This window comes from Bradyrhizobium sp. CCGUVB14 (genome assembly GCF_024199935.1).
GTDB lineage: Bacteria > Pseudomonadota > Alphaproteobacteria > Rhizobiales > Xanthobacteraceae > Bradyrhizobium.
In genome coordinates this window covers 5,603,164-5,626,575 of the sequence record NZ_JANADS010000001.1, presented here as the reverse complement: position 1 = coordinate 5,626,575, position 23,412 = coordinate 5,603,164, and the positions used below count along the sequence as shown (strand labels likewise).

Genomic DNA, 23,412 nt, shown 5'->3' with positions numbered 1-23,412 from the left:
TGAGCGAAGCGGGAGATTATTCCGCCGCGTTGAAAGCGGAAAAACCGCAACGCGCTCAGAAGGGGACATCTCCATGACCGATCTCAATCGCCGCCATTTGTTCGCAGGCGCCGCTGCAGTCGGCGCGGCCGCCATCACCGGACTGCGACCAATCGCAACCAATGCCGCGGTGCCGCAAGCCGGCGCGCAGGCGCCGGGCTTCTACCGCTACAAGGTCGGCAGCTTCGAGTGCACCTCGATCAATGACGGTGCGCGCAGCTTCCCGATGCCGGACAAGTTCGTCGTCAACATTCCGAAGGAGGAGGCGCTCGCCGCTGCCGACGCCGCCTACATGCCGAAGGGCATGGTCACTGTCCCGTTCAATCCGCAGCTGATCAACACCGGCTCCAAGCTCGTGCTGATCGATACCGGCAACGGCGTCGCCAATCTCGAGCCCAGCAAGGGCGCGGTCGGCCGCACCCTGCAAAACCTGCAGGCCGCCGGCGTCGACCCGAAGAGCATCGACGTCGTGCTGCTGTCGCATCTGCATCCGGACCACACCAACGGCATCCGTTTGGCCGACGGCTCGTTGGCCTTCCCGAATGCCGAGATCATGGTGCCGGTGAAAGATTGGGAGTTCTGGGCCAGCGAGGAGAACGCAGGCAAGGCCTCGAGCGACATGATGAAGAACTACTTCGCCAACGTGAAGAAGACCTTCGCCGGCATCGAGTCCAAGGTGACGAAGTACGATTGGGGCAAGGAGGTCGTGTCCGGCATCACCTCGATCGCGACGCCCGGCCACACGCCCGGTCACACCTCGTTCGCAGTCGCCTCGGGCGACAACAAGGTGCTGATCCAGTCCGACGTCACCAACATTCCCGAGCTGTTCCTGCGCAATCCGGACTGGCACGTCGCCTTCGACACCGACGGCGCGCTGGCGCAGCAGACCCGCCACAAGTTCTACGACATGGCGGCCGCCGAAAAGGCGACCGTGATCGGCTTCCACTTCACGTTCCCCTCGGTCGGCCATGTCGAGAAGGACGGCGCCAAATATCGCCTGATCCCGTCGGCGTGGAATCCGACGATCTGAGCCGGTTTCAGATTTGCACGAAGCATCGGGCCGCCGCTTGGCGGCCCGATTGTTTTGGGTGACCATCTGCTTTCGCGAAACTCAGCGTTTCCAAAACGGACCGGTTCATGCACTTGCATCCATTGGCCCGGATCGCTTAAGTGCCGCCCGGCACTTCCCCCTCGGGGCTTCAAGGACAAACCAAGGATAATCTGATGGCCTACAACATCGTCGTGATCGCCGGCAGCCTGCGCAAGGACAGCTTCTCGCTCAAGATCGCCAAGGCGCTCACCAAGCTCGCGCCGGCGTCTCTCAAGCTCGAGGTCGTGACGCTCGAGGGCATTTCTTTCTTCAACCAGGACCTCGAGGGTGCACCGCCCGCCGACTGGCTGGCCTTCCGCGAAAAGCTGCAGAAGTCCGACGGCGTCATCTTCGTGACCCCGGAATACAACCGCGCCATCCCGGGCGTCCTGAAGAATGCCATCGACGTCGCCTCGCGCCCCTATGGCAAGAGCTCGTTCAACGGCAAGCCGGTCGGCATCATCTCGAACTCGCCGGGCCCGCTCGGTGGCGTCAGCGCCGCCAAGACGCTGCAGAACATCCTGCCGGGCATTGCCGGCCCGATCCTGCAGCAGCCCGAGACCTATTTGAACGCCGTCGGCGATGCCTTCGATGCGGAAGGCAATCTGACCAAGGACTCGCTGAAGGGCGTTCTCCAGGCCTATATCGACGCCTACGCAGCGCACGTTGCGAAGCATCACGGCTGATCTAACCGCCCGCGGCCGCAAATTCAGTCCTCATCCTGAGGAGACCGCGTAGCGGTCGTCTCGAAGGATGGCCGCGGGGACAGTTGGGCCTTCATGGTTCGAGATGGAGCTTCGCGCCTCCTCACCATGAGGGTCTGGCGGCCGTTGGGCCGATCGGCCAGGGGCGGTTAGCACTCCCTTAACCAAGCTGGCCCATCTTGCCAAAATGGTCTCCCGCGCGCGCCTGAAATCGATCCTGACCGGTCTTGCCCTCTATGCGATGGCGGCCGCCATCGTCGGCTATTTCGGGGTCAACGCCTATACCGGCAAATACGGCCTCAACGCCCGCCAGGAGCTCGACCAGGAGATCATCGCGCTGACCAGCGAGCTGGCGCAGCTCAAGCGCGAGCGCACCCGGAGCGAGCAGCGCGTCTCGCTCTTGCGCACCGAGAAGATCGATCCTGATATGCTGGACGAACGGGCCCGGTTCCAGCTCGACTATGTCAATCCGCACGATCTCGTTCGGATGATCCCGCAAAACTAGCGTTTTCCGCAGCATCCGAAACGGCGCGCGAAAGCCGTCCTCACTTGTTCCGAAAGTCGTAGAGCCGCGCCCGGTTGCCGCCTTGACGCCGATATGGCGGGGCAGGCATTCCTTGTCCGGGCGCCATGCCGCCGAAGGTTGACGGAGATCAATCGGGTTGTGCGAGGCGCCGCCTAGACTGCCTTCCGGAGGAAACGGTGATGGATGGGTCAATGCCCCGGCATCACGCGGCTCGTGTCGAAGCCGCCATTGCATCAGGCCAGGCGGCTCGCTCCGCGCTCGTGGCCTCGTGGCGCCGTTCGTCGCGATTGCATCACCTCGATCCCGCTGGCCGTGGCCTGCCGCTGCGGCTGAGCGAGGCCGAGTTGCGGCAGGCGCGCGAGCGCATCGCACCGCTGCTCGCCGCCGCGCAGGGCGCCATGGACCGGCTCTATCAGGCGGTCGGTGCTGCCGGCTGCTGCGTCTTGCTCGCAGACGGTGAGGGGGTTCCCGTCGATCGCCGTGGCACGCCGGCCGACGACGCGACGTTTGAATCATGGGGCCTGTGGACCGGCGCACTCTGGAGCGAGGAGCACGAGGGTACCAACGGCATCGGTACCTGCGTGGTCGAGCAGCGGCCGCTGACGATCGACCGCGACCAGCATTTCTTCACGCGCAACACGCTGCTCAGCTGCACGGCGGTTCCGATCTACGACCACGAGGCGGTCTTTGCCGGCGTGCTCGATGTCTCCTCCTGCCGCGCCGACCGCACCGACGCCTTCTCCAATCTGATCGCGCTGGCGGCCGGCGATGCGGCGAAGCGCATCGAGGCCGATATGTTTCGCCGTGCTTTCGCCCATGCCCGCATCGTGCTGACGCAAGGCGCGGACGGCCAGTCCATCGGACTCGTCGCGGTCGATGCGGACGATCTCGTGATCGGTGCGACCCGGACGGCGAGGGCGGGGCTCGGGATTGCGCCGGGCCGCCCCTTGCGGCCGATGCCTGCGGCCGACCTGCTCGGCGGCGAACCTGCGCAAGACCATCTCGCAGGCGGGCAGCGCGCGGTGCTGCAGCGAGCATTGTTGCGCGCCGGCGGCAACGTGTCGGCCGCCGCAAAAGCCCTCGGCGTCAGCCGCGCCACGCTGCACCGGAAGCTGAATCGGTTCGAGCTGAAGCACTGACTGTCGCAGAACTGCGACAGGTCGGCCCGGCCATCGCTCCCGCCCGGGCTGACAGAAATCACCTCCCGCGAGATCGTCGGCGCAAGTCGTGAACACACGACGATTTGCGCAAACATCAACATCGGGAGTGATCAATGAACAAGGTAGAATTCCTCGGCGTCACCCAGAGTCCGTTCGCCGAACGCTATGACAATTTCATCGGCGGCAAGTTCGTGGCGCCGATCTCTGGCAAGTATTTCGACAACGCCTCGCCAGTGACCGGCAAGATCGTCTGCAAGATCGCGCGCTCCGACGCGCAGGACGTCGAGGCGGCCCTCGATGCCGCCCATGCCGCCAAGGCCGCGTGGGGACGCACCAGCGTCGCCGAGCGCGCCGCGATCCTCAATCGCATCGCTGACCGCATGGAGGAGAATCTCGAACGGCTCGCGGTTGCCGAGACCTGGGACAATGGCAAGCCGATCCGCGAGACCCGCGCCGCCGACCTGCCGTTGGCCATCGATCACTTCCGCTATTTCGCCGGCGTGGTGCGCGCCCAGGAAGGCTCGATCGGCGAGATCGACCACGACACCATCGCCTATCATTTCCACGAGCCGCTCGGCGTCGTCGGCCAGATCATCCCCTGGAACTTCCCGCTACTGATGGCCTGCTGGAAGCTCGCGCCTGCGCTTGCCGCCGGCAATTGCGTGGTGCTCAAGCCGGCCGAGCAGACGCCGGCCTCGATCATGGTCTGGGCCGAGATCATCGGCGATCTCCTGCCGCCGGGCGTGCTCAACATCGTCAACGGCTTCGGCCTCGAGGCCGGCAAGCCGCTCGCTTCCAGCCCGCGTATCGCCAAGATCGCCTTTACCGGTGAGACCACGACGGGCCGGCTGATCATGCAATATGCCAGCCAGAACCTCATTCCGGTCACGCTCGAGCTCGGCGGCAAGTCGCCGAACATTTTCTTCAACGACGTCACCGCCGAAGACGACGACTTCTTCGACAAGGCGATCGAGGGGTTCGTCATGTTCGCGCTGAACCAGGGCGAGGTCTGCACCTGTCCGAGCCGCGCGCTCGTGCACGCCGACATCTACGACCGCTTCATGGAGCGGGCGCTGAAGCGCGTCGCCGCGATCAAGCAGGGTGACCCGCGCGCCGCCGACACCATGATCGGCGCGCAGGCCTCGAACGACCAGCTGGAGAAGATCCTCTCCTACATCGACATCGGCAAGCAGGAGGGCGCCAAGGTGCTGGCGGGCGGTGCGCGCGCCGAGCTCACGGGCGATCTCGCCGGCGGCTTCTACGTCCAGCCGACGGTGTTCGAAGGCCACAACAAGATGCGGATCTTCCAGGAGGAGATCTTCGGTCCCGTCGTCTCCGTCACGACCTTCAAGACTGACGACGAGGCGCTCGCGATCGCCAACGACACGCTGTACGGCCTCGGGGCCGGCGTCTGGAGCCGCGATGCCAATCGCTGCTACCGTTTCGGCCGGGCGATCCAGGCCGGCCGGGTCTGGACCAATTGCTACCACGCCTATCCCGCCCATGCCGCGTTCGGCGGCTACAAGCAGTCGGGCGTCGGGCGCGAGACCCACAAGATGATGCTCGACCACTACCAGCAGACCAAGAACTTGCTGGTCAGCTACAGCCCGAAGAAGCTCGGTTTCTTCTAATCGGCAGGTTTCGACTGGGAAGGCACAGGCGGCGTCATCGCGGCGCCGCCTGTGTACATCGGCTACCGCTCGCCCCGCCGTCATCCATCTGTCAGAGTCTTGAGACAAGACGACAGCCCCGATCGCACAAAGTGCGATGACAGGCACAGACGGAGGCGCGGCCATGACGACCAATCCCTTGCAGCGGAAGATTCATACCGGAGCATTGCTGCTCGGCGCGGCGGCCCTGGCGTTGCTTGCACCCTCGATCGCCTTTGCGCAGGCGGCGCCATCAGGCGCCAAACCTTTCCTGACCGTCGACGGAAAGGCGCCGCTGATCCTCGGACATCGCGGCGTGCCGGGACTGGTGCCGGAAGAGACCGAGGCCTCCTATGACCTCGCCGCCGCGCTCGGCACCGACGCGCTCGAAGAGGACCTTCACCTCACCAAGGATTGCGTGCTGGTTGCACGCCACAACCCCTGGCTCGCCGACAACACCAACGTGGCCGAAGTGGCCAAGACCAATGCGGCGGTCGCGGCCCGCAAGCGCACGGTGCCCGGCGTGCGCGTCAAGGCACCGGCTGCTGCCGGCACGCCCACGGACTATCTCGTCGATCTCACCGATCCGGCCGATCCCAAATCGGTGCTGAAGTCATTGATCGTCGACGGTGAGGACCACACCAACGACTGGTCGATCACCGATTTCACCATGGCCGAGCTGAAGGAATGGATCGGCGGCACCACCTACGATGCGGCCAATGAGCGGCCGAAGCTGTTCAACGGCAAATTCCCGGTCATCAGCTTCCAGGACATCCTCGACATCGCCAAGGCCAAGAGCAAGGAGACCGGGCGTTCGATCCTGGTCTATCCGGAAACCAAGAACCCGACCTGGAACAATGCCCAGGCCATCGCCAATGGCTGCGGCGCGCCCGGCAGCCATCCGCTCGAGGATGCCCTGATCAAGATCATCAAGGACAACGGCCTCAACACCAAGGACGCGCCGATCCTGGTCCAGAGCTTCGAGCCCGGCAGCCTGAAATATATGCGCAGCCATGGCCTGGAGACGCGGCAGGTCCAGCTCGTCGACGGCAACGGCATCGACTTCAAGACCGGCAGGGTCCTGCTCAACAACATCACCAATTCCCGACCGTTCGACTGGACGGTGGCCGGTGATGCGCGCCTTTATGATGCGATGCTGACGCCTGCGGGCCTTGCCGAGATCAAGACCTATGCCGATGGCATCGGTCCGTGGAAGGCCTATATCGTTCCGCTCAAGATCGCGCCGTGGAAGGATACCAATGCCGACGGCACGCCCTACAAGGGCTCGACCCCGGAGGCATCGACGCAGGAGGCAACCAGCCTGATCGCCGACGCGCACAAGCTGGGCCTGTTCGTCCACGTCTTCACGTTCCGCAACGAGAAGAAATATCTCGCGGCCGACTATCACGCCGATCCCGCTCTGGAATATCTCAAATTCTTCCGTCTCGGCGTCGATGGGGTCTTCACCGACTTCACCCATACCGGCGTTGCCGCCCGCGCGGCTTATCTGCGCGAACTCGGCTGGTAGTCGCCGGATACGAATCGAACAGGCATCGGGGCCGAGCGCCCCGAGATATGCGTGTCCGATGTCGTTGCCTCGTCTGCGTGCAGAGCTCTCGTTGGCGCGGAGCTAATGTTGCCTGATCCGCGCCAAAGGTTTTGCAAAATTTCGGCCACGTTGCAGTGCGGCATAATGAAAGTCGCGTCATGCCGCTGCGGTGCTTTCACACGCGATTGAGTTAGGTTAGAGAGGACCTAGATTTCTCTGACCCGGAATTCCCATGGCCGCACCCAAGAAAGCCGCCGCAAGCGCTGAGCAGGACAAGACCAACGGCGGTTCGCCCCCGGAGTTCACCAAGGAGCAGGAGCTGAAGGCGCTCCGCGACATGCTCCTGATCCGGCGGTTCGAGGAGAAGGCCGGCCAGCTCTATGGCATGGGCGCGATCGGCGGCTTCTGCCACCTCTATATCGGCCAGGAGGCCGTGGTAGTTGGCATGCAGATGGCCCTGAAGGAGGGCGATCAGGTCATCACCGGCTATCGCGATCACGGACATATGCTGGCCACCGGCATGGAGGCCAACGGCGTGATGGCCGAGCTCACGGGGCGCCGCGGCGGCTATTCCAAGGGCAAGGGCGGCTCCATGCACATGTTCAGCAAGGAGAAGCACTTCTACGGCGGCCACGGCATCGTCGGCGCGCAGGTCTCGCTCGGCACCGGTCTCGCCTTCGCCAATAATTATCGCAGCAATGGCAATGTCAGCGTCACCTATTTCGGCGACGGCGCGGCCAACCAGGGCCAGGTCTATGAGAGCTTCAACATGGCGGAGCTCTGGAAGTTGCCGGTGATCTTCGTCATCGAGAACAACCGCTACGCCATGGGTACCTCGGTCTCGCGCGCCTCGGCGCAGCAGGATTTCTCCAAGCGCGGTGCTTCTTTCAACATTCCCGGCAAGCAGGTCGACGGCATGGACGTCCGCGCCGTCAAGGCGGCGGGCGAGGAGGCGGCGGCCTGGTGCCGCGCCGGCAAGGGCCCCTTTATCCTTGAAATGCAGACCTACCGCTATCGCGGCCACTCGATGTCCGATCCTGCGAAATACCGTACGCGCGAGGAGGTCGAGAAGGTCCGTCACGACCAGGACCCGATCGAGCAGGTGCGCAACCGCCTGCTGGCCGCCAAGGTGAGCGAGGCCGATCTCAAGGCGATCGACGCCGAGGTGCGCGACATCGTCAACGCGTCTGCCGACTTTGCCCAGCATGATCCCGAGCCGGATGCCGCCGAGCTCTGGACCGATATCTACCGCTGAACGCGCGCAAGCTTTCTTTTGGAGTCGATATGCCAATTCAAGTGCTGATGCCCGCGTTGTCGCCCACGATGGAAAAGGGCAACCTCGCCAAATGGCTGAAAAAAGAGGGTGAGACGATCAAGTCCGGCGACGTGATCGCCGAGATCGAGACCGACAAGGCCACGATGGAGGTCGAGGCGACCGACGAGGGGACGCTCGGCAAGATCCTGATCGCCGAGGGCACCGCCGACGTTCCCGTGAACACGCCGATCGCGACCATTCTTGCCGACGGCGAGAGCGCGGCCGATCTCGCGAAAGCACCTGCGCCGGCAAAACCGGCCGCGGAGGCTGCTGCACCCGTCGCTGCCAAGGCCGAGGCGCCCGCAGCGAAGGCCGCGCCTGCGCCGCAGGCCGTCGCCGAGCCCGATCCGGAGGTGCCCGCCGGCACCGAGATGATCACCCAGACCATCCGCGAAGCGCTGCGCGACGCCATGGCTGAAGAGATGCGCCGCGACCCCGACGTGTTCGTGATGGGCGAAGAGGTCGCCGAATATCAGGGCGCCTACAAGGTCACCCAGGGCCTGCTTCAGGAGTTCGGCGCCAGGCGCGTGATCGATACACCGATCACCGAGCACGGCTTCGCCGGTGTCGGCGTCGGCGCCGCGATGACCGGCCTGAAGCCGATCGTCGAGTTCATGACCTTCAACTTCGCCATGCAGGCGATCGACCAGATCATCAACTCCGCGGCCAAGACGCTTTACATGTCCGGTGGCCAGATGGGCTGCTCGATCGTGTTCCGCGGGCCCAACGGCGCGGCTGCGCGCGTCGCCGCCCAGCACAGCCAGGATTATTCGGCCTGGTATTCGAACGTCCCGGGCCTGAAGGTCGTCGCGCCGTTCTCGGCCGCCGACTACAAGGGCCTGCTCAAGGCCGCGATCCGCGATCCCAATCCGGTGATCTTCCTCGAGAACGAGGTGCTGTACGGTCACACCGGTGAGGTGCCGAAGCTCGATGATTTCATCGTCCCGATCGGCAAGGCGCGCATCGTGCGCGCCGGCAGCCATGTCTCGATCATCTCCTGGTCGAACGGCATGACCTATGCGCTGAAGGCGGCCGACGAGCTCGCCAAGGAGGGCATCGAGGCCGAGGTGATCGACCTGCGCACGCTGCGTCCGATGGACACCGAGACCATCATCAACTCGGTCAAGAAGACCGGCCGCGCCGTCACGGTGGAAGAGGGCTGGGCCCAGAGCGGCGTCGGCGCCGAGATCGCCGCGCGCATCATGGAGAACGCGTTCGACTACCTCGATGCGCCGGTTGCGCGCGTCTCCGGCAAGGACGTGCCGATGCCCTACGCCGCGAACCTGGAGAAGCTCGCACTGCCTTCGGCTGCGGAAGTGGTCGAGGCCGCCAAAGCCGTCTGCTACAGGTAGGCCATGTCGGGCCCGAAGGAGCAGCCACTGCCGCCCGACGTCATCGCCCGCGACGATGCGGTCGAGATCCTGCGCGTGTTCGTGCTGGATGGCGGGCTGTCGATGGCGTTCCAGCGTGCCTTCGAGGAGCCCGACATGTGGGGCCTATTGCTGGTCGATCTCGCCCGCCACGCCGCGCGGGCCTATGCGCGCGAGAGCGAATACAGCGAGGAGGATGCGCTCGGCCGGATCCTCGAGATGTTTCAGGCCGAGATCGAGCGTCCGACCGACACCGGCACCACGACGCCGCGGGCAAAGGGGCACTGACCGTGGCTGTCGAATCCCACCATTACGATCTCATGCTGGAGGCGATCCGCGAAGCGGAGGCCTCGATCTCGCAAGGCGGCCTGCCGATCGGCGCCGTGCTGGCGCGCGACAACAAGATCATCGCCCGCGGCCACAACAACCGCGTGCAGGAGAACAATCCGATCCTGCACGGCGAAATGAGCTGTCTGCGCGAGGCCGGTGCGATCTCGTTCCACGACACCGTCATGTACACCACGCTGTCGCCATGCTCGATGTGTGCCGGCGCGCTCGCTTTGTTCAAGGTCAAGCTCGTGGTGATCGGAGAATCCGTCACCTTCGAGGGGTCCAAGGATATTCTCGACAAGTTCGGGATTCCCTGGATCGACCTTGCCGACGATCGCTCCATCACCATGATGAAGAATTGGCGTTCCATCCCTGCCAATGAGCGCCTGTGGCAAGGCGACATCGGCAACTAAACCTGGTCTGTTCGTCTTCACTTTCGAAGACGACGTTTTGAGAAGTTCTTCGTGAGGTCAGCATGCCCATCAACATCCTGATGCCCGCTCTTTCGCCGACGATGGAGAAGGGCAACCTCGCCAAGTGGCTGAAGAAGGAAGGCGACAAGGTCAAATCCGGCGATGTCATCGCCGAGATCGAGACCGACAAGGCCACCATGGAGGTCGAGGCCATCGACGAGGGCACGATCGCCAAGATCCTCGTGCCGGAGGGCACGCAGGACGTCCCGGTCAACGACGTGATCGCGGTGCTCGCCGGCGAAGGCGAGGACGTGAAGGCCGCGGGCGCCGCCAAGCCCAGCGCGTCGGCCGCGCCGCCCAAGGCCGCTGAAGCTCCTGCCGCTGCGCCTGCTGCCGCTCCTGCGCCTGCCGCGCCCAAGGCTGCGCCGCCCGCCGCTGCTCCGGCGCCGCGGGCTGCTGCTCCCGCCGCACAGAGCAACGGCCATGGCGGCCGCGTGTTCTCATCGCCGCTGGCCCGCCGCATCGCCAAGGAAGCCGGCATCGATGTCGGCATGGTCACCGGCACCGGCCCGCATGGCCGCGTGGTTGCGCGCGACGTCGAGCAGGCCAAGTCCGGCAAGGGCCTCAAGGCGCCCGCCGCGGCGCCGTCCGCCGGCGCGCCTTCGATCGCACCGACCATGTCGGACAAGCAGATCCTGTCGCTGTTCGAGCCGGGCTCCTACGACATCGTCCCGCATGACGGCATGCGCCGCACCATCGCGCAGCGTCTGACCGCCTCGATCCAGAACGTCCCGCATTTCTTCCTCACGATCGACTGCGACATCGGCAAGCTGATGGCTGCGCGCGAGGAGATCAACGCGGCCGCGCCGAAGGACAAGGAGAAGAAGCCGCTCTACAAGATCTCGGTCAACGACTTCGTCATCAAGGCGATGGCCGTCGCGCTGCAGAAGATTCCGAACTGCAACGTCAGCTGGACCGAAAGCGGCATGGTCAAGCACCACCATTCCGACGTCGGTGTCGCCGTGGCGATGCCGGGCGGCCTGATCACGCCGATCATCCGCAAGGCCGAGACCAAGACGCTCTCGACCATCTCCAACGAGATGAAGGATTTTGCCGCGCGCGCCCGCTCGCGCAAGCTGAAGCCCGAGGAATACCAGGGCGGCACCACCGCCGTTTCCAACCTCGGCATGTACGGCATCAGCCACTTCACCGCGGTGATCAACCCGCCGCACGCGACGATCCTCGCGGTCGGCACCAGCGAGGAGCGCCCCGTCGTGCGCGGCGGCAAGATCGAGATCGCCCACATGATGAGCGTGACGCTGTCCTGCGATCACCGCGCCATCGACGGCGCGCTCGGCGCCGAGCTGATCGGCGCCTTCAAGCAGCTGATCGAGAACCCCGTGATGATGATGGTCTGACGCGGGGAGGGCGAGGTGCATGCGGACGCGATGGCCCTGGATTTCAGTGCTGCTCGCGATCGCGATCCTCGTCAGCCCGATCGGCCGCGAGGTCATCCACGACGCGTTTCTCTCCGGCGAGCAGCTCTCGCGAAACATCTCCCAGCCGATCTTCTTCATCGGTTTGGCTATCCTGGCCTTCATCGTCGCGCTCGAATGGCTGGTCAGGTTTTTAATTTCCAGACGCCGCGCCCGCGGCGCAACTTCTTAAGTTGAACGGGAGCCGCCATGGCCGATACATCCTTCGACGTCATCATCATCGGCTCCGGCCCCGGCGGCTATGTCACCGCGATCCGCGCCGCCCAGCTCGGCTTCAAGGTCGCGATCGTCGAGAAATCCTATCTCGGCGGCATCTGCCTGAACTGGGGCTGCATCCCGACCAAGGCGCTGCTGCGCTCGGCCGAGATCTATCACTACATGCAGCACGCCAAGGACTACGGCCTGTCGGCCGACAACGTCTCGTTCGACCCGAAGGCGGTGGTGCAGCGCTCGCGCGGCGTCTCGAAGCGGCTCAACGACGGCGTCGGCTTCCTGATGAAGAAGAACAAGGTGAGCGTGATCTGGGGCGCTGCCTCGATCGACGCGCCCGGCAAGGTCACCGTGAAGAAGTCCGACGTCGAGGGCCCGAAGGGTTCGCTCGGCGAGGGGACTTATCAGGCAAAACACATCATCATCGCGACCGGCGCGCGGCCGCGCGTGCTGCCGGGGCTCGAGCCCGACAAGAAGCTGGTCTGGACCTATTTTGAAGCGATGGTGCCGGAGCGGATGCCGAAGTCGCTGCTGGTGGTCGGCTCCGGCGCGATCGGAATCGAGTTCGCTTCGTTCTTCCACACCATGGGCTCCGACGTCACCGTCGTCGAGGTGCTGCCGCAGATCCTCCCCGTCGAGGACGCCGAGATTGCGGGCCTCGCGCGCAAGCGGCTGGAGAAGCAGGGCATCAAGATCATGTCCTCGACCAAGGTCACGAAGTTGGAGAAGAAGGCCGACAGCGTCGTCGCCACCATCGACGACGGCAAGGGCAAGCCCGTCACCACCGAGTTCGAGCGCGTGATCTCGGCGGTCGGCGTTGTCGGCAACATCGAGAATCTCGGCCTCGAAAAGCTCGGCGTGAAGACCGATCGCGGCTGCATCGTCATCGACGGCTACGGCAAGACCAACATTCCCGGCATCTACGCCATCGGTGATGTCGCTGGTCCCCCGATGCTCGCGCACAAGGCCGAGCATGAGGGCGTGATCTGCGTCGAGGCCATCAAGGGCCTGCATCCGCACCCCATGGACAAGAACATGATCCCGGGCTGCACCTATTGCCATCCGCAGGTCGCCTCGGTCGGCCTGACGGAAGCGAAGGCCAAGGAGAGTGGCCGCGAGATCCGCGTCGGCCGCTTCCCCTTCGTCGGCAACGGCAAGGCGATCGCGCTCGGCGAGGACCAGGGTCTGGTCAAGGTGATCTTCGACAAGAAGACCGGCCAGCTTCTGGGCGCCCACATGGTCGGCGCCGAAGTGACCGAGCTGATCCAGGGCTATGTCGTCGCCATGAACCTGGAGACGACGGAAGAAGAGCTGATGCACACCGTGTTCCCGCACCCGACCCTGTCGGAAATGATGAAGGAAGCCGTGCTGGATGCGTACGGGCGGGTGTTGAACATCTAAGCATCAAACCCGTCATCCTGAGGTGCTCGCGAAGCGAGCCTCGAAGGATGCACGGCCAGATCGAGCAGCCGGGCTCGTCGCCCTTCGAGGCCTCCGCTACGCTCCGGCACCTCAGGGTGACGGTCAGAGAGTACAACACAACAACAAAAAGGGAATGAACCCATGCATGACAACGACAACCTGACTATCGAACGCCCGACCTTCGTCACCCATCTCGAATGCGCGATGGAGGGTGATCATTACGCGGCCGATCAGGTCCACAACCTCTCCAAGGCCGGCAAGCCGCTTCTCGTGCGCTACGACCTCGCGGGCGTGAAGAAGGCGCTGACCAAGGACGCGCTGGCGCAGCGCCCCGCCGACATGTGGCGTTATCGCGAGCTGCTGCCGGTGCGCAAATGCAAGGACATCGTTTCGCTCGGCGAAGTCACCACGCCGCTGATCCGGCTGCCGAAGCTGGCTAAGAAGCTCGGTGGCGGCGAGATCATCGTCAAGGACGAGGGACGCCTGCCGACCGGTTCGTTCAAGGCGCGCGGCCTGGTCATGGCGGTGTCGATGGGCAAGGCGCTCGGCATCAAGCATATGGCGATGCCGACCAACGGCAATGCCGGCGCGGCGCTCGCGGCTTACGCGACCTCCTGCGGCATCAAGACCACGATCTTCTGCCCGGCCGACACGCCCGAGGTGAATGTCAGCGAGATCGAGCTGCAGGGCGCGACCGTCTACCGCGTCAACGGCTATATCGACGATTGCGGCAAGATCGTCGGCGAGGGCAAGGCCAAGGTTGGCTGGTTCGATACGTCCACGCTGAAAGAGCCGTACCGCATCGAAGGCAAGAAGACGATGGGCCTCGAGCTTGCCGAGCAACTCAACTGGGACGTGCCCGACGTGATCTTCTATCCGACCGGAGGCGGCACCGGACTGATCGGCATGTGGAAGGCTTTCGACGAGCTGGAGAAGATCGGCTTCATCGGTTCGAAGCGCCCGCGCATGGTCGCGGTGCAGGCCTCCGGCTGCGCGCCGATGGTGCGCGCCTATGACGCCGGCACTGAGCACGCGACGCGCTGGGAGGACGCCCACACCATCGCATCCGGCATCCGCGTGCCGCAAGCGATCGGCGACTTTTTGATTTTGCGCGCGGTGCGGCAGAGCAAGGGTTTTGCCATCGCGGTCGACGACGACAAGATCTCGGCGGCGCTGAACGAAGTGGCGCGCGAGGAGGGGCTGTTGCTGTGCCCCGAAGGTGCTGCGACCTACGCCGCCTACAAGGAGAGCCTCGCCGACGGCCGCGTCAGCAAGACCGATCGCGTGATGCTGTTCAACTGCGCGACCGGCCTGAAGTATCCGCTGCCGCCGGTCACCCGCACGCTCGATCGCCACAAGCCGATCGACTACACGCAGTTTTAGCGCGACAATACGTCCCTTCACGAACGATCGCTCTTCCCGTACGCGGGAAGAGATAAAAACAAGAACGACATCGTTGGGGAGAGCACAATGAAGAAGGCCGTCTGGGCCGGGCTGATCGGCATTCTCGCTCTCACCGGCGTCGTGCGCGCCGACGATTATCCGTCGCATCCGATCACCATCATCGTGCCGTTCGCGGCCGGCGGCCCGTCGGATGCGATGGCACGCGTGCTCGCCGAGCGGATGCGCCAATCGCTCGGCCAGGCCCTGGTGATCGAGAATGTCACCGGCGCCGGCGGCTCGATCGGGGTTGGGCGAGCCGTGCATTCGCCGCCGGACGGCTACACCATCTCGTTCGGCCATCTCGGCACGCACGTCGCCAACGGCGCCGTCTACAAGCTCAACTACGACCTCGTCGCCGATCTCGAACCGGTGGTGCTGCTGCCGAGCAATCCGATGATCGTCGTCAGCAAGAACGCGGTGCCGGCGACCTCGCTGAAGGAGCTCCTGGCCTGGCTCAAGTCGCGGCCATCGCCGCCAACGGCCGGCACGGCCGGCGCCGGCTCGGGCAGCCACATCGCCGGCGTCTATTTCGAGAGCGTTAGCGGCATCAAGCTGCAATACGTGCCATATCGCGGCACTGCACCGGCGCTGAACGATCTGATCGCCGGCCAGATCGACGTCATCGTCGACCAGACCTCCAACTCCATCAACCAGGTTCGCGCCGGCACCATCCGTGCCTACGCCATCACCGATGACAAGCGCCTGTCGTCGGCGCCTGACATCCCGACCGCGGAGGAGGCGGGGCTGAAGGGTTTCAACATGACGCTATGGTCGGGCCTATGGGTGCCCAAGGGCACGCCGAAGGAGATCGTGACCAGGCTCAACGCCGCAGCCGTGGAAGCGCTGAACGATCCCGCGGTGAAGAAGCAGCTCGAAAGCCAGGGCCTGGAGATGACGCCGCAGGACCAGCTCACGCCCGAAGCCCTCGGCGTCCGCCAGAAGGCCGAGATCGCAAAATGGTGGCCGATCATCAAGGCCGCCAACATCACGGTGGATTGACGCAACGCGGAGTTTCCCGCCGTGGGTGGCCGCCAGGTCGCGGCCACGTCATCAGGTCGCGGCCTTTCCGGGCGCCGAGAGCGCCGTCTCCAGGCATTGCAGCAGGGTCGGCGTGGAGAACGGCTTGGCGAGAAAGCAGATCGCACCGGCCTTCAGCGCGCGGGCGCGCACATCATCATCGGGAAAAGCTGTCATGAAGATGAACGGCGTCAGATGCCCAAGGTCGCGCAGATGCATCAGGAGATCGACGCCGCTCATGACCGCCATCTGCACATCCGCGATCACGCAGGCGATCGTGTCGATTTTGCCGGATTGGAGAAATTCGTGAGCGGAGCCAAAGGTGTAGACCGTGTATCCCCGCGACGTCAGGAGGTTGTTCGTCGCAAGGCGAACGGACGGATCATCATCAATGACGGAAATAATTGAAGACAATGACAATATGATCGCTCCTGATTGGGGGAGCCTCCGGCCGTGGCACGGCCGCCGACCGGAAAGTGGGCCCCCGGAGCGAGATTGGAAAGCATACTTAGGTTTGCAGGTTTCCCCTTGTGCGTGGGATTCCGAGCGCGTCGGTCATTCTGACGAGATCGGCCAATGACCTCGCGCCCATTTTCCGCATGATCTGCCCGCGATAGATCTTCACGGTGATCTCGGCCAATCCCAGCTCGGCGGCGACCTGCTTGTTCATCAGGCCGGACGCGACCAGACTGAGGACGTCGCGCTGGCGCGCGCTCAGGCCCTCGAAACGGGATCGCACGCCCGAGACCGATTTCTCGGCGTCGCGCCGCTTGCGGTCCCGTTCGAGCGCAGCCTGCACCGCATCCAGCATGTCCTGGTCGCGTACCGGCTTGGTCAGAAAATCGACGGCACCGCTCTTCATGGCCCGGACGGTCATGGGAATATCGCCATGACCGGTGATGAAGATGATCGGTGTGTGAATGTTGGCTTTGGCGAGGTCGGCCTGAAGGTCGAGGCCGCTCGAGCCCGGCAGGCGAATGTCGAGCACGAGGCAACTGGGGACCGCCGGCGGCTTGGCTTCCATGATCTCCGCCGCTGAGCCGAAGGCTTCGACCTTGAGACCAACCGATTGAAAGAGATTGGTGAGCGCGCGGCGCATCGACGGATCGTCATCGACGATCCGAACGATCGGCTCATCGGCATTCGCCTGCGCTTGCTTGCCATGATCAGTCACGATGCGTCCTTGTGCGGCAAGGGCAGGGCGATCTGGAAAGTTGCTCCGCTCCCTTCGTTGGGGAAGGCCGAAAGCCGTCCTGCGTGAGCCTCGATGATTGATCGGCAGATCGAGAGGCCCATGCCCAGGCCGCCAGATTTCGTGGTGAAGAACGGCGTGAAGATACGATCGGTCACGTCCTTGCCAAGGCCGACGCCACGATCCGTCACGGTGAGGAGCAGGCGGCGATCGCCGTCTTCGTCCGCATGGCCGGAGCGGATCGCCAGCTCGCGCGGGCGGTCGATATTGGCCTGCATGGCCTCGATCCCGTTCATCAGCAGGTTGATCAGGACCTGCTGCAGCTGGATCCGGTCGCCGCAAATCCTGGGCAGGTCGGACGCCAACTCCATTCGCACCGATACGGCATGGGTGGCGAGCTCGCGCCGAACCAGCGCCACGGCCTCCCTGACGACCTCGTTGATGTCGAGCGGAATCACCTCGATCTCGGTCTTCTTCGCCAGCGCCCTGATCCGGCGGATCACCTCGCTGGCCCGGTTGGCGTCCTCGACGATCCATTCCGCGGAACGGCGTGCAGCCGTCAGATCGGCAGGCTCGCGGCCAAGCCAGCCGATGCAGGCGTCCGCATTGGAGATCACCGCGGCGAGAGGCTGGGTGATTTCATGGGCAATCGAGGCGGTGAGTTCACCGAGTGTCGTCACGCGCGTGACATGGGTCAGCTCGGCTTGCGCCTTGCGTAACGCCTCCTCGGCCTGCTCGGCGCGGATCGCCGCCGTCACGTCGCTGCTGACGCCGCGATAGCCGAGAAAACTGCCGCTTGCATCGTGGAACGGCTTGCCGCTGGTGCGCACATAGATGGGATGTCCGTTGAGATCTCTGCTGCGGTAGACGAGATCGCGGAACGGAAGATGGGCATCGAGCGCCAGGCGATGCTGCTCCCACTTCTCGGGCTCGAGTTCGGCATCGGGCGGAATGTCCCAACGCGTCAGGCCGATCAATCCCGTCGGCGCGGCGGAGGACGTATCAGCGTGTTCCGATATGTGCGTGATACGGTGATCCGGCCCGGTCTCCCAGAACCAGTCCGACGCGGTTTCGGCATAGTCGCGGAATCGCTGCTCGGATGTCTTTAGCTCGTCGAATGCCCTTTGCAGGGCCTCCTTGGCGGCGACCTGCTCGGTGACGTCGACATGCGTGCCGATGATTTCCGTCACCTCGCCGTCGCTGCCGATGACGGGATGGCCCTCCGAGTGGACGCATCTGATCGAGCCGTCCGGACGCGCAATCCGAAAGTCGATCTGGAAGGGCTCTCGCTGCCGGACGGCCTGACGTTCCACCTCGGCGATCCGCCGAAAGTCTTCAGGCAGGATGCGCTGCTGGAAATCCCGTGCCGGGAGGTCGATCTGGTCCGGTTCAAATCCGAACAGGCGGTAAAGCTCGGCCGATCTGTAGGCGAACTCCTGACGGCGCACGTCCCACGACCAGCTGCTCGTATGGCTGAGGCGCTGGGCTTCGGCCAAATAGGCCTCGCTGCGACGCAGCCTCTGTTCCGCCTCCTTTGCAATCGTGACATCGGTGATGGCCCCGACAAATTCGATGCGCCCGGATGGGTGTCGCACCGCGCGCGCCACGGAATGGAGATATTTGACCGATCCATCCGGCATCAGCAGGCGATATTCGTGGTCGAGATTCTCCGCTTCGAGGGAAGCCCGATCAAGGGTCCGTCTGACCCTGTCGCGATCGTCCGGATGGATGCGCTGAAAGACGAAGTTAAGGGTCGGCTTCGTCGCCGGGTCACATTGGAAGATGCGAAAGGTCTCCCTTGACCAGACGGCCTCGCCCGTCACGAGGCTGAGGCCGAAACTGCCGGTGTGGCTCAGTTCCTGCGCATGGGCGAGATAGGCCTCGCTTCGCCGCAGCGCATCCTCGGCCTCCTTGCGTTGGGTGATGTTCTCGCAGGCGACCAGCACGATGGGCCTGCCGTCGCCGCGCAACATGGCCTTCGCGTTTTCACGGACCCAGAGGACCGAGCCATCCTTCCGGATCTTGCGAATCTCCCAGGTGTGCGGCTGGTCCACTGTCTCCAGGCACAGGGCGACGCAGTGGCGGACGGTGTCGTGGTCTTCCTCGAAGAAGACGTTCAGCACGGATTGGCCGATCAGTTCGGCCGTCGTGTAGCCAAGTTGTGCGGCGCCAAACGTGTTCACGTTGAGGACCGTTCCGGTCGGGTCGACCATGAAGTACATGACCGGATTGTGCTCGAACACCTCGCGCCATTGCTTCATGGCGTCGCGCAGATCGGTGTCTTGCCGGGAGTCTTCTCCGCGCGCGGCCTTGGCCTTTTCGCCGCTGCCGAATGATCGAAGCGCCGCGAGGCCGCCGAGCAGGAATTGTGCGGCCGAATTCCCAAGTTTTGCGATCTGGCCAGACATCATCGCAGCCGTCCCGGCGCGCTGTAGGCAATGCGAGTAGAGCACTTTGCTACAACAGGGGCAATTCCCTCCGGCCAAAGTCGGACCTTGCACAAAACTCGCGGCGGCCGTGCAGCTCGCGCACCTTGCGCCGTCTCGTTGCGTGGGTCCGGAAAACTACGGGACAAACCTACGTATAGCTCGCGCATCCCTAGTTCTAGCGTGCATTTACCTCCGTACAATTGAGCGATCCGATGCACGCGGCCTAGGGTAAGTCCAATCGAGAGGAGTCGATTGCGGAGCACAAATTGCCGGGATGCTCGGTGTGTTGCACCCAAAGAGCCGAGCTCTGCCTCCGCCACTCTGACCTGCCGGATGAATTGGCAGGTCGCGATTGAGAAGCCGCATTTTCCGTGACGACCGTGGTGACCGTGCCTCAGTGCACGAGGACCCACGAGAGGCCAAGAGGAGAGGATGATGTGCGATAGGTCCGAATACTCCGAGCGCCGTCCTGACGCACAGGGATGTGCCGTCTGTGCAGGGAAGTTTGGCCTGATCCGATACTATTCCTGGCGAACGCCGCTCTGCTCGAGGAAATGTCTCGACCATTTCAGGGAGCGCCGTGAGCAAGACCGGCGTTGGCTCTTCCGATTTCAGACGGCGTGAGAACGGGCCGCAAAGACCGCTTCACAGGGAAACTTTTAAACGAGGAGGCTGCGTGTTGAACGGTGTCGGCAAGCTCCTCCTCGCGGTCGCGCTGCCGCTTCCCCTGATCACGGGCGTGAAGGCCGAGGAGGCTGGACAGGACGCCGCACATCGCCACCATCCGCCTCAAGACGAACTGGTCCACGAGAAGTTCTATTCGAGCTGGCACATGCCGGACAATCCGGTGATGAGCTGCTGCAACAGCGCGGATTGCTACCCGACCGAGATCCGCTACGTCGACGGCAAGATTTATGCGCGGCGCCGGGAGGACGGGAAATACATCCTGGTCCCGGCCCAGAAAGTCGAGCGAAACAGGGACAATCCCGACGGCCGCAACCATCTTTGCGCGCCGCCGCCATCCGCTTCCCTGGTCGATACGGTCTATTGCTTCGCGCTGGGAGGTGCCGCGTGAGGTTCGTATTGGTGAACGGCAGGACCCCATTCCGCAAGACGTTCTGTCTGTGGTGTTGCGAGGAGATCAGCGGCAGCTATTTGCGCGACGTGCGAACGCTGCTGCCCTACTGCGACCACGAATGCTACGCGCTTCATCACGAAGCCTTGGTGCCGTTCGGGGAGCGTGCGCGAGCGGCGTCTTGAGAACCGGCCGAGGCGGCAACAGAGGACACGATTTTGAGATTCATGCTCGTCAACCAGGAAACACCTCGCCCGGGCGCCGCTTGTAGCGCCTGCGCCCGGCCGCTGGGCGCGAGTTATCTCCGGCATGCGTCGATGCAGGCGCGCTATTGCGACTATGACTGCTACCGGCAGCAGGCAACCATGGGGATATTCGCTCCCTACCGCGGTTCGCTCGAGGCGATATCGGTGCTCACGGCCATTTCGGCCTGGAGCTTGATGATGCAGATGAGCGCGCTCTCGCGCTCGCTGACTGAGGTCTATCTGCGCGCGCACGACCTTCTGACCATGGAAGGAGGTGACGGCTAACCCCACGATGCCGGCTGCGCAGAACCGTCGGCCGCAGTCACCCGTCCAGCCCTTGCGCCGCGTTCCAGCCCCGGCGGTGCGGGCCTAGGGCGCGGGGGCTGCGGCCGATGCCGTCGGAGCCGCATTCACGTCTTGTGCCGTGACACGCTGGACATCCTTGCCGGCCAGCATGCCGCTGGGCTCGAAGCGGGCGCGGTACACCAGGACGTTCTCCATCACGCGCTGGACGTAATTGCGCGTCTCCGATAGCGGGATGCGTTCGACCCAGTCGACCGGATCGATCTTGGGGTCTCTGGGGTCGCCGTGCGCCTGCACCCATTCGCGCACCCGGCCGCGGCCGGCATTGTAGCCGGCGAAGGTCATGATCTGATTGCCGCGATATTCCGACAGCAGTGCGCTGAGCTCGGCTGCGCCCATCTGCGTGTTGTAGACGGGATCGGAGACCATTCTGTCCCAGTCATAGGTCAGGCCGAAGCGCTTTGCCGTGTCGCGACCGGCTTCCGGCGTGACCTGCATCAAGCCGACCGCATTGGCGGCCGACTTGTCGCGCTGGTTGAACGAGCTCTCGGTGCGGGCGACCGAATAGATCACGCTGGTCTCGATCGCGGGCGCGACCTGCTTGTGTTCGGGAATGCCGATGGTCGGGAAGGCGTAGTGGTCGAGCGCGAGCCCGCGCGCCAGCGCCGACTTGCCGACCTCAAGCATGACGCGCGCGTCGTTGCGTCGGCCGGCGAGTTCCCCGAGCGCTTCGAGCGCCGGGACGTCGGTAACTTCCTTGGCGAAATCCTCGGCGTAGTAATAGACCGTGTCGCGCTCGCCGACGCCGTACAGCATGTCGGCGGCGCGCACGCGCTCGTCCGCGGCCGGCGTGTCGGCGGAGGCCAGCACGGGTGAGGGGGCTCGCAGCTCTAGCCCCTCGAGGCCAAGTCGCGTGCGGGCAAGCTGGCCGTAATAGGCGGTCGGATAGCGCGCGGCGGCCGTGTAGCTCATGCGCGCGTCGGCTGTGGCACCCATGGCCTCGGCTGCGCGCCCGCGCCAGTAATGAGCGCGCGATAGCGCGAGCGGATTGGGCGAGCCCTCGTCGATGGCCGCAAAGTGCATCATCGCGGTCTTGGGATCGTCGAGATAGCGCAGCGCAATCCAGCCGCACATGAAGTGATAGTCGACGCGATAGACCTCCATCGCGGGCACCACGGCCGCGCGCACCACGTCATACGCCGTCTTGAATTTGCCCTGGTCGAGCAGTTTTCGCGCCAGCAGGCGGCGCTCGCGCCACCAGGCATCGGTATCCTGCGCCGCCATGGTGTCGGGTGCCGCAGCGAGGATCAATTCGGCCGCATCGTCGATGCGGTCCTTCTGGATATGCCACTGTGCACGGCAAAGGACATAGCCGAGATCGCGACGGGCATCCGCCGACACGTCGTCGAGATAGTCCTTGGCCTTGTTCTCCTTGCCGTTAACCGCGGCACAGGCCTTGACGATCGCGAGCGAGTCTTCGCCGAGCCGCTTGGCCGCGCGCCTTGCGCCGGCGTAGTCCTTTGCGCCGAGCCGCTTGTCCATGCGGGCGCGATGATCCTCAGCGGTGAGAAGATCGCGGAACGCTGTGTAGGAATCCTCCTCGCTACGTTCGGACAGCTCCTCCGAGCGCCAGGCCTCGCGCACCAGACGCGTTGCCCGGTCGCTGTCGCCCTCGGTGAGCAGCACGCGCGCCAGCGCGAAGTTGCCCTTGGCGCTGGTCGGCCGGTCCATCGTGAAGGCGTGCACGGTCGCCGCGTCGCTCTTCTCCTGCCACAGCCGCGCCTCGGCGCGCCGGCGCAGCAGTGCCGCGCTCGGCCAATCCGGATTGGCGGCGAGGAAGGCCGCGTAGCGCTTGAAAGGTGCCGTGCTCTCGGAATGGCGCAGCATGAACCAGTCGGCGAGCTTTTGCCCGGCGGGATCGGCAATGCGGTCGCGGGCCGCGCTCGCATCATCGGTCTTGCCCTTGCGCGCGAGGTCGAAGGCGTCTTTCAGCGCGGCGAGGTCGCCGGTCAGCGCAGGCGGCGCGGGCTTGTCCGCGGGCTCGTCGTCCTGCTTCTTCGATCTGCGCTTGGCCTCGGCGTGTTTGCCGTGTTTGCCGCTTGCTGCATGCCGCGGCTTGCCGCCGGATTTGGCCTCATGCGTCTTCTTCGACGCGGATGATTTATGACTGCTCTTTGCCGTCAGCTCGGTGGGAAGGAGGGCGAAGGCGGCCACGGCAACGACACACGCGAGCGAGCGTAGGCACTGGTTCATTGCGTGGTCCCCCTGCGAAACCAGTACAAACCAAAGTCCGCGACGACATGCGGCTCGAGAATCAAAGACGACCCCCAAACGATGACTCAGCATCGTTTCGTATTCCTCACGCTGTCGCAACAATGCGGCAAAATACGGATGGAGCGCGGGAACCTCTGCGACGGGGGATAGAGCAGGGCCTT

Annotated in this window: 22 protein-coding genes; 18 read left to right on the top strand and 4 right to left on the bottom strand. The window is 64.3% G+C overall.

Annotated elements, in window-relative coordinates; translation table 11 throughout:
* Positions 1 to 73: 73 nt before the first annotated feature.
* The 15 genes from NLM32_RS26250 (at position 74) to NLM32_RS26180 (ending at position 15,715) form a co-directional block, all read left to right on the top strand.
* Positions 74 to 1,069: an MBL fold metallo-hydrolase gene (locus NLM32_RS26250; RefSeq protein ID WP_254131736.1), complete on the top strand. Its 996-nt coding sequence runs from the start codon at positions 74 to 76 to the stop codon at positions 1,067 to 1,069.
* Positions 1,070 to 1,263: 194 nt separating this feature from the next.
* Positions 1,264 to 1,815 (top strand): NADPH-dependent FMN reductase, encoded by a 552-nt coding sequence (locus NLM32_RS26245; RefSeq protein ID WP_254131735.1) that lies wholly within the window; start codon positions 1,264 to 1,266, stop codon positions 1,813 to 1,815.
* 205 nt (positions 1,816 to 2,020) lie between these two features.
* Positions 2,021 to 2,338, top strand: a complete 318-nt coding sequence (locus NLM32_RS26240) for a septum formation initiator family protein (protein WP_254131734.1) — start codon at positions 2,021 to 2,023, stop codon at positions 2,336 to 2,338.
* A 200-nt stretch (positions 2,339 to 2,538) separates the two neighbouring features.
* Positions 2,539 to 3,498 carry a GAF domain-containing protein gene (locus tag NLM32_RS26235; RefSeq protein ID WP_254131733.1) on the top strand — a complete coding sequence of 320 codons (960 nt, stop codon included), beginning with the start codon at positions 2,539 to 2,541 and terminating at the stop codon, positions 3,496 to 3,498.
* A 134-nt stretch (positions 3,499 to 3,632) separates the two neighbouring features.
* Positions 3,633 to 5,150, top strand: coding sequence for an aldehyde dehydrogenase (gene adh, locus NLM32_RS26230; protein WP_254131732.1), 1,518 nt, complete (start codon positions 3,633 to 3,635; stop codon positions 5,148 to 5,150).
* Between the two features lie 163 nt (positions 5,151 to 5,313).
* Positions 5,314 to 6,696 carry a glycerophosphodiester phosphodiesterase family protein gene (locus NLM32_RS26225; protein ID WP_254131731.1) on the top strand — a complete coding sequence of 461 codons (1,383 nt, stop codon included), beginning with the start codon at positions 5,314 to 5,316 and terminating at the stop codon, positions 6,694 to 6,696.
* Positions 6,697 to 6,949: 253 nt separating this feature from the next.
* Positions 6,950 to 7,972 carry a pyruvate dehydrogenase (acetyl-transferring) E1 component subunit alpha gene (pdhA, locus tag NLM32_RS26220; RefSeq protein ID WP_254131730.1) on the top strand — a complete coding sequence of 341 codons (1,023 nt, stop codon included), beginning with the start codon at positions 6,950 to 6,952 and terminating at the stop codon, positions 7,970 to 7,972.
* A 29-nt stretch (positions 7,973 to 8,001) separates the two neighbouring features.
* Positions 8,002 to 9,384: a pyruvate dehydrogenase complex E1 component subunit beta gene (locus tag NLM32_RS26215; RefSeq protein WP_254131729.1), complete on the top strand. Its 1,383-nt coding sequence runs from the start codon at positions 8,002 to 8,004 to the stop codon at positions 9,382 to 9,384.
* A gap of 3 nt (positions 9,385 to 9,387) precedes the next feature.
* Complete coding sequence (locus NLM32_RS26210; protein WP_254131728.1) at positions 9,388 to 9,690, top strand: DUF5076 domain-containing protein; 303 nt, start codon at positions 9,388 to 9,390, stop codon at positions 9,688 to 9,690.
* Between the two features lie 2 nt (positions 9,691 to 9,692).
* Complete coding sequence (locus NLM32_RS26205; protein WP_254131727.1) at positions 9,693 to 10,145, top strand: nucleoside deaminase; 453 nt, start codon at positions 9,693 to 9,695, stop codon at positions 10,143 to 10,145.
* A 62-nt stretch (positions 10,146 to 10,207) separates the two neighbouring features.
* Complete coding sequence (locus NLM32_RS26200; protein ID WP_254131726.1) at positions 10,208 to 11,563, top strand: pyruvate dehydrogenase complex dihydrolipoamide acetyltransferase; 1,356 nt, start codon at positions 10,208 to 10,210, stop codon at positions 11,561 to 11,563.
* A 46-nt stretch (positions 11,564 to 11,609) separates the two neighbouring features.
* Positions 11,610 to 11,813 carry a hypothetical protein gene (locus NLM32_RS26195; RefSeq protein WP_309143701.1) on the top strand — a complete coding sequence of 68 codons (204 nt, stop codon included), beginning with the start codon at positions 11,610 to 11,612 and terminating at the stop codon, positions 11,811 to 11,813.
* 17 nt (positions 11,814 to 11,830) lie between these two features.
* Positions 11,831 to 13,252 (top strand): dihydrolipoyl dehydrogenase, encoded by a 1,422-nt coding sequence (gene lpdA / locus NLM32_RS26190; protein ID WP_254131724.1) that lies wholly within the window; start codon positions 11,831 to 11,833, stop codon positions 13,250 to 13,252.
* Between the two features lie 162 nt (positions 13,253 to 13,414).
* Positions 13,415 to 14,656, top strand: coding sequence for a threonine synthase (locus NLM32_RS26185; protein ID WP_254131723.1), 1,242 nt, complete (start codon positions 13,415 to 13,417; stop codon positions 14,654 to 14,656).
* A gap of 87 nt (positions 14,657 to 14,743) precedes the next feature.
* On the top strand, positions 14,744 to 15,715 hold the full coding sequence (locus NLM32_RS26180) for a tripartite tricarboxylate transporter substrate binding protein BugD (RefSeq protein ID WP_254131722.1): 972 nt from the start codon (positions 14,744 to 14,746) through the stop codon (positions 15,713 to 15,715).
* A 51-nt stretch (positions 15,716 to 15,766) separates the two neighbouring features.
* Here NLM32_RS26180 and NLM32_RS26175 read toward each other — a convergent pair whose 3' ends face one another.
* The 3 genes from NLM32_RS26175 to NLM32_RS26165 form a co-directional block, all read right to left on the bottom strand.
* On the bottom strand, positions 15,767 to 16,153 hold the full coding sequence (locus tag NLM32_RS26175; protein ID WP_254131721.1) for a response regulator transcription factor: 387 nt from the start codon (positions 16,151 to 16,153) through the stop codon (positions 15,767 to 15,769).
* Between the two features lie 88 nt (positions 16,154 to 16,241).
* On the bottom strand, positions 16,242 to 16,907 hold the full coding sequence (locus NLM32_RS26170; RefSeq protein WP_254131720.1) for a response regulator transcription factor: 666 nt from the start codon (positions 16,905 to 16,907) through the stop codon (positions 16,242 to 16,244).
* Entirely contained in the window at positions 16,904 to 19,336 is a 2,433-nt protein-coding gene (locus NLM32_RS26165; protein ID WP_254131719.1) for a PAS domain S-box protein, read from the bottom strand. The genes NLM32_RS26170 and NLM32_RS26165 overlap by 4 nt, the downstream gene beginning before the upstream one ends.
* A gap of 694 nt (positions 19,337 to 20,030) precedes the next feature.
* On the opposite strand from NLM32_RS26165, the gene NLM32_RS26160 reads away from it, so the two are divergent.
* The 3 genes from NLM32_RS26160 to NLM32_RS26150 are packed head-to-tail and all read left to right on the top strand — an operon-like array spanning position 20,031 to position 20,959.
* Positions 20,031 to 20,429 carry a hypothetical protein gene (locus NLM32_RS26160; RefSeq protein WP_254131718.1) on the top strand — a complete coding sequence of 133 codons (399 nt, stop codon included), beginning with the start codon at positions 20,031 to 20,033 and terminating at the stop codon, positions 20,427 to 20,429.
* Entirely contained in the window at positions 20,426 to 20,614 is a 189-nt protein-coding gene (locus NLM32_RS26155) for a hypothetical protein (protein ID WP_254131717.1), read from the top strand. Before NLM32_RS26160 ends, NLM32_RS26155 begins: the two co-directional genes overlap by 4 nt.
* Before the next feature lie 42 nt (positions 20,615 to 20,656).
* Positions 20,657 to 20,959, top strand: a complete 303-nt coding sequence (locus NLM32_RS26150) for a hypothetical protein (RefSeq protein WP_254131716.1) — start codon at positions 20,657 to 20,659, stop codon at positions 20,957 to 20,959.
* 84 nt (positions 20,960 to 21,043) lie between these two features.
* Here NLM32_RS26150 and NLM32_RS26145 read toward each other — a convergent pair whose 3' ends face one another.
* Complete coding sequence (locus NLM32_RS26145) at positions 21,044 to 23,230, bottom strand: lytic transglycosylase domain-containing protein (protein WP_254131715.1); 2,187 nt, start codon at positions 23,228 to 23,230, stop codon at positions 21,044 to 21,046.
* Between the last annotated feature and the right edge of the window lie 182 nt (positions 23,231 to 23,412).

Excerpts from the sequence above, each read along its gene's own strand:
- NLM32_RS26250 (WP_254131736.1), top strand. The coding sequence starts at position 74 with ATGACCGATCTCAATCGCCGCCATTTGTTCGCAGGCGCCGCTGCAGTC.
- NLM32_RS26245 (WP_254131735.1), top strand. The coding sequence starts at position 1,264 with ATGGCCTACAACATCGTCGTGATCGCCGGCAGCCTGCGCAAGGACAGC.
- NLM32_RS26240 (WP_254131734.1), top strand. The coding sequence starts at position 2,021 with ATGGTCTCCCGCGCGCGCCTGAAATCGATCCTGACCGGTCTTGCCCTC.
- NLM32_RS26235 (WP_254131733.1), top strand. The coding sequence starts at position 2,539 with ATGGATGGGTCAATGCCCCGGCATCACGCGGCTCGTGTCGAAGCCGCC.
- adh (WP_254131732.1), top strand. The coding sequence starts at position 3,633 with ATGAACAAGGTAGAATTCCTCGGCGTCACCCAGAGTCCGTTCGCCGAA.
- NLM32_RS26225 (WP_254131731.1), top strand. The coding sequence starts at position 5,314 with ATGACGACCAATCCCTTGCAGCGGAAGATTCATACCGGAGCATTGCTG.
- pdhA (WP_254131730.1), top strand. The coding sequence starts at position 6,950 with ATGGCCGCACCCAAGAAAGCCGCCGCAAGCGCTGAGCAGGACAAGACC.
- NLM32_RS26215 (WP_254131729.1), top strand. The coding sequence starts at position 8,002 with ATGCCAATTCAAGTGCTGATGCCCGCGTTGTCGCCCACGATGGAAAAG.
- NLM32_RS26210 (WP_254131728.1), top strand. The coding sequence starts at position 9,388 with ATGTCGGGCCCGAAGGAGCAGCCACTGCCGCCCGACGTCATCGCCCGC.
- NLM32_RS26200 (WP_254131726.1), top strand. The coding sequence starts at position 10,208 with ATGCCCATCAACATCCTGATGCCCGCTCTTTCGCCGACGATGGAGAAG.
- lpdA (WP_254131724.1), top strand. The coding sequence starts at position 11,831 with ATGGCCGATACATCCTTCGACGTCATCATCATCGGCTCCGGCCCCGGC.
- NLM32_RS26185 (WP_254131723.1), top strand. The coding sequence starts at position 13,415 with ATGCATGACAACGACAACCTGACTATCGAACGCCCGACCTTCGTCACC.
- NLM32_RS26180 (WP_254131722.1), top strand. The coding sequence starts at position 14,744 with ATGAAGAAGGCCGTCTGGGCCGGGCTGATCGGCATTCTCGCTCTCACC.
- NLM32_RS26165 (WP_254131719.1), bottom strand. The coding sequence starts at position 19,336 with ATGATGTCTGGCCAGATCGCAAAACTTGGGAATTCGGCCGCACAATTC.
- NLM32_RS26150 (WP_254131716.1), top strand. The coding sequence starts at position 20,657 with ATGCTCGTCAACCAGGAAACACCTCGCCCGGGCGCCGCTTGTAGCGCC.
- NLM32_RS26145 (WP_254131715.1), bottom strand. The coding sequence starts at position 23,230 with ATGAACCAGTGCCTACGCTCGCTCGCGTGTGTCGTTGCCGTGGCCGCC.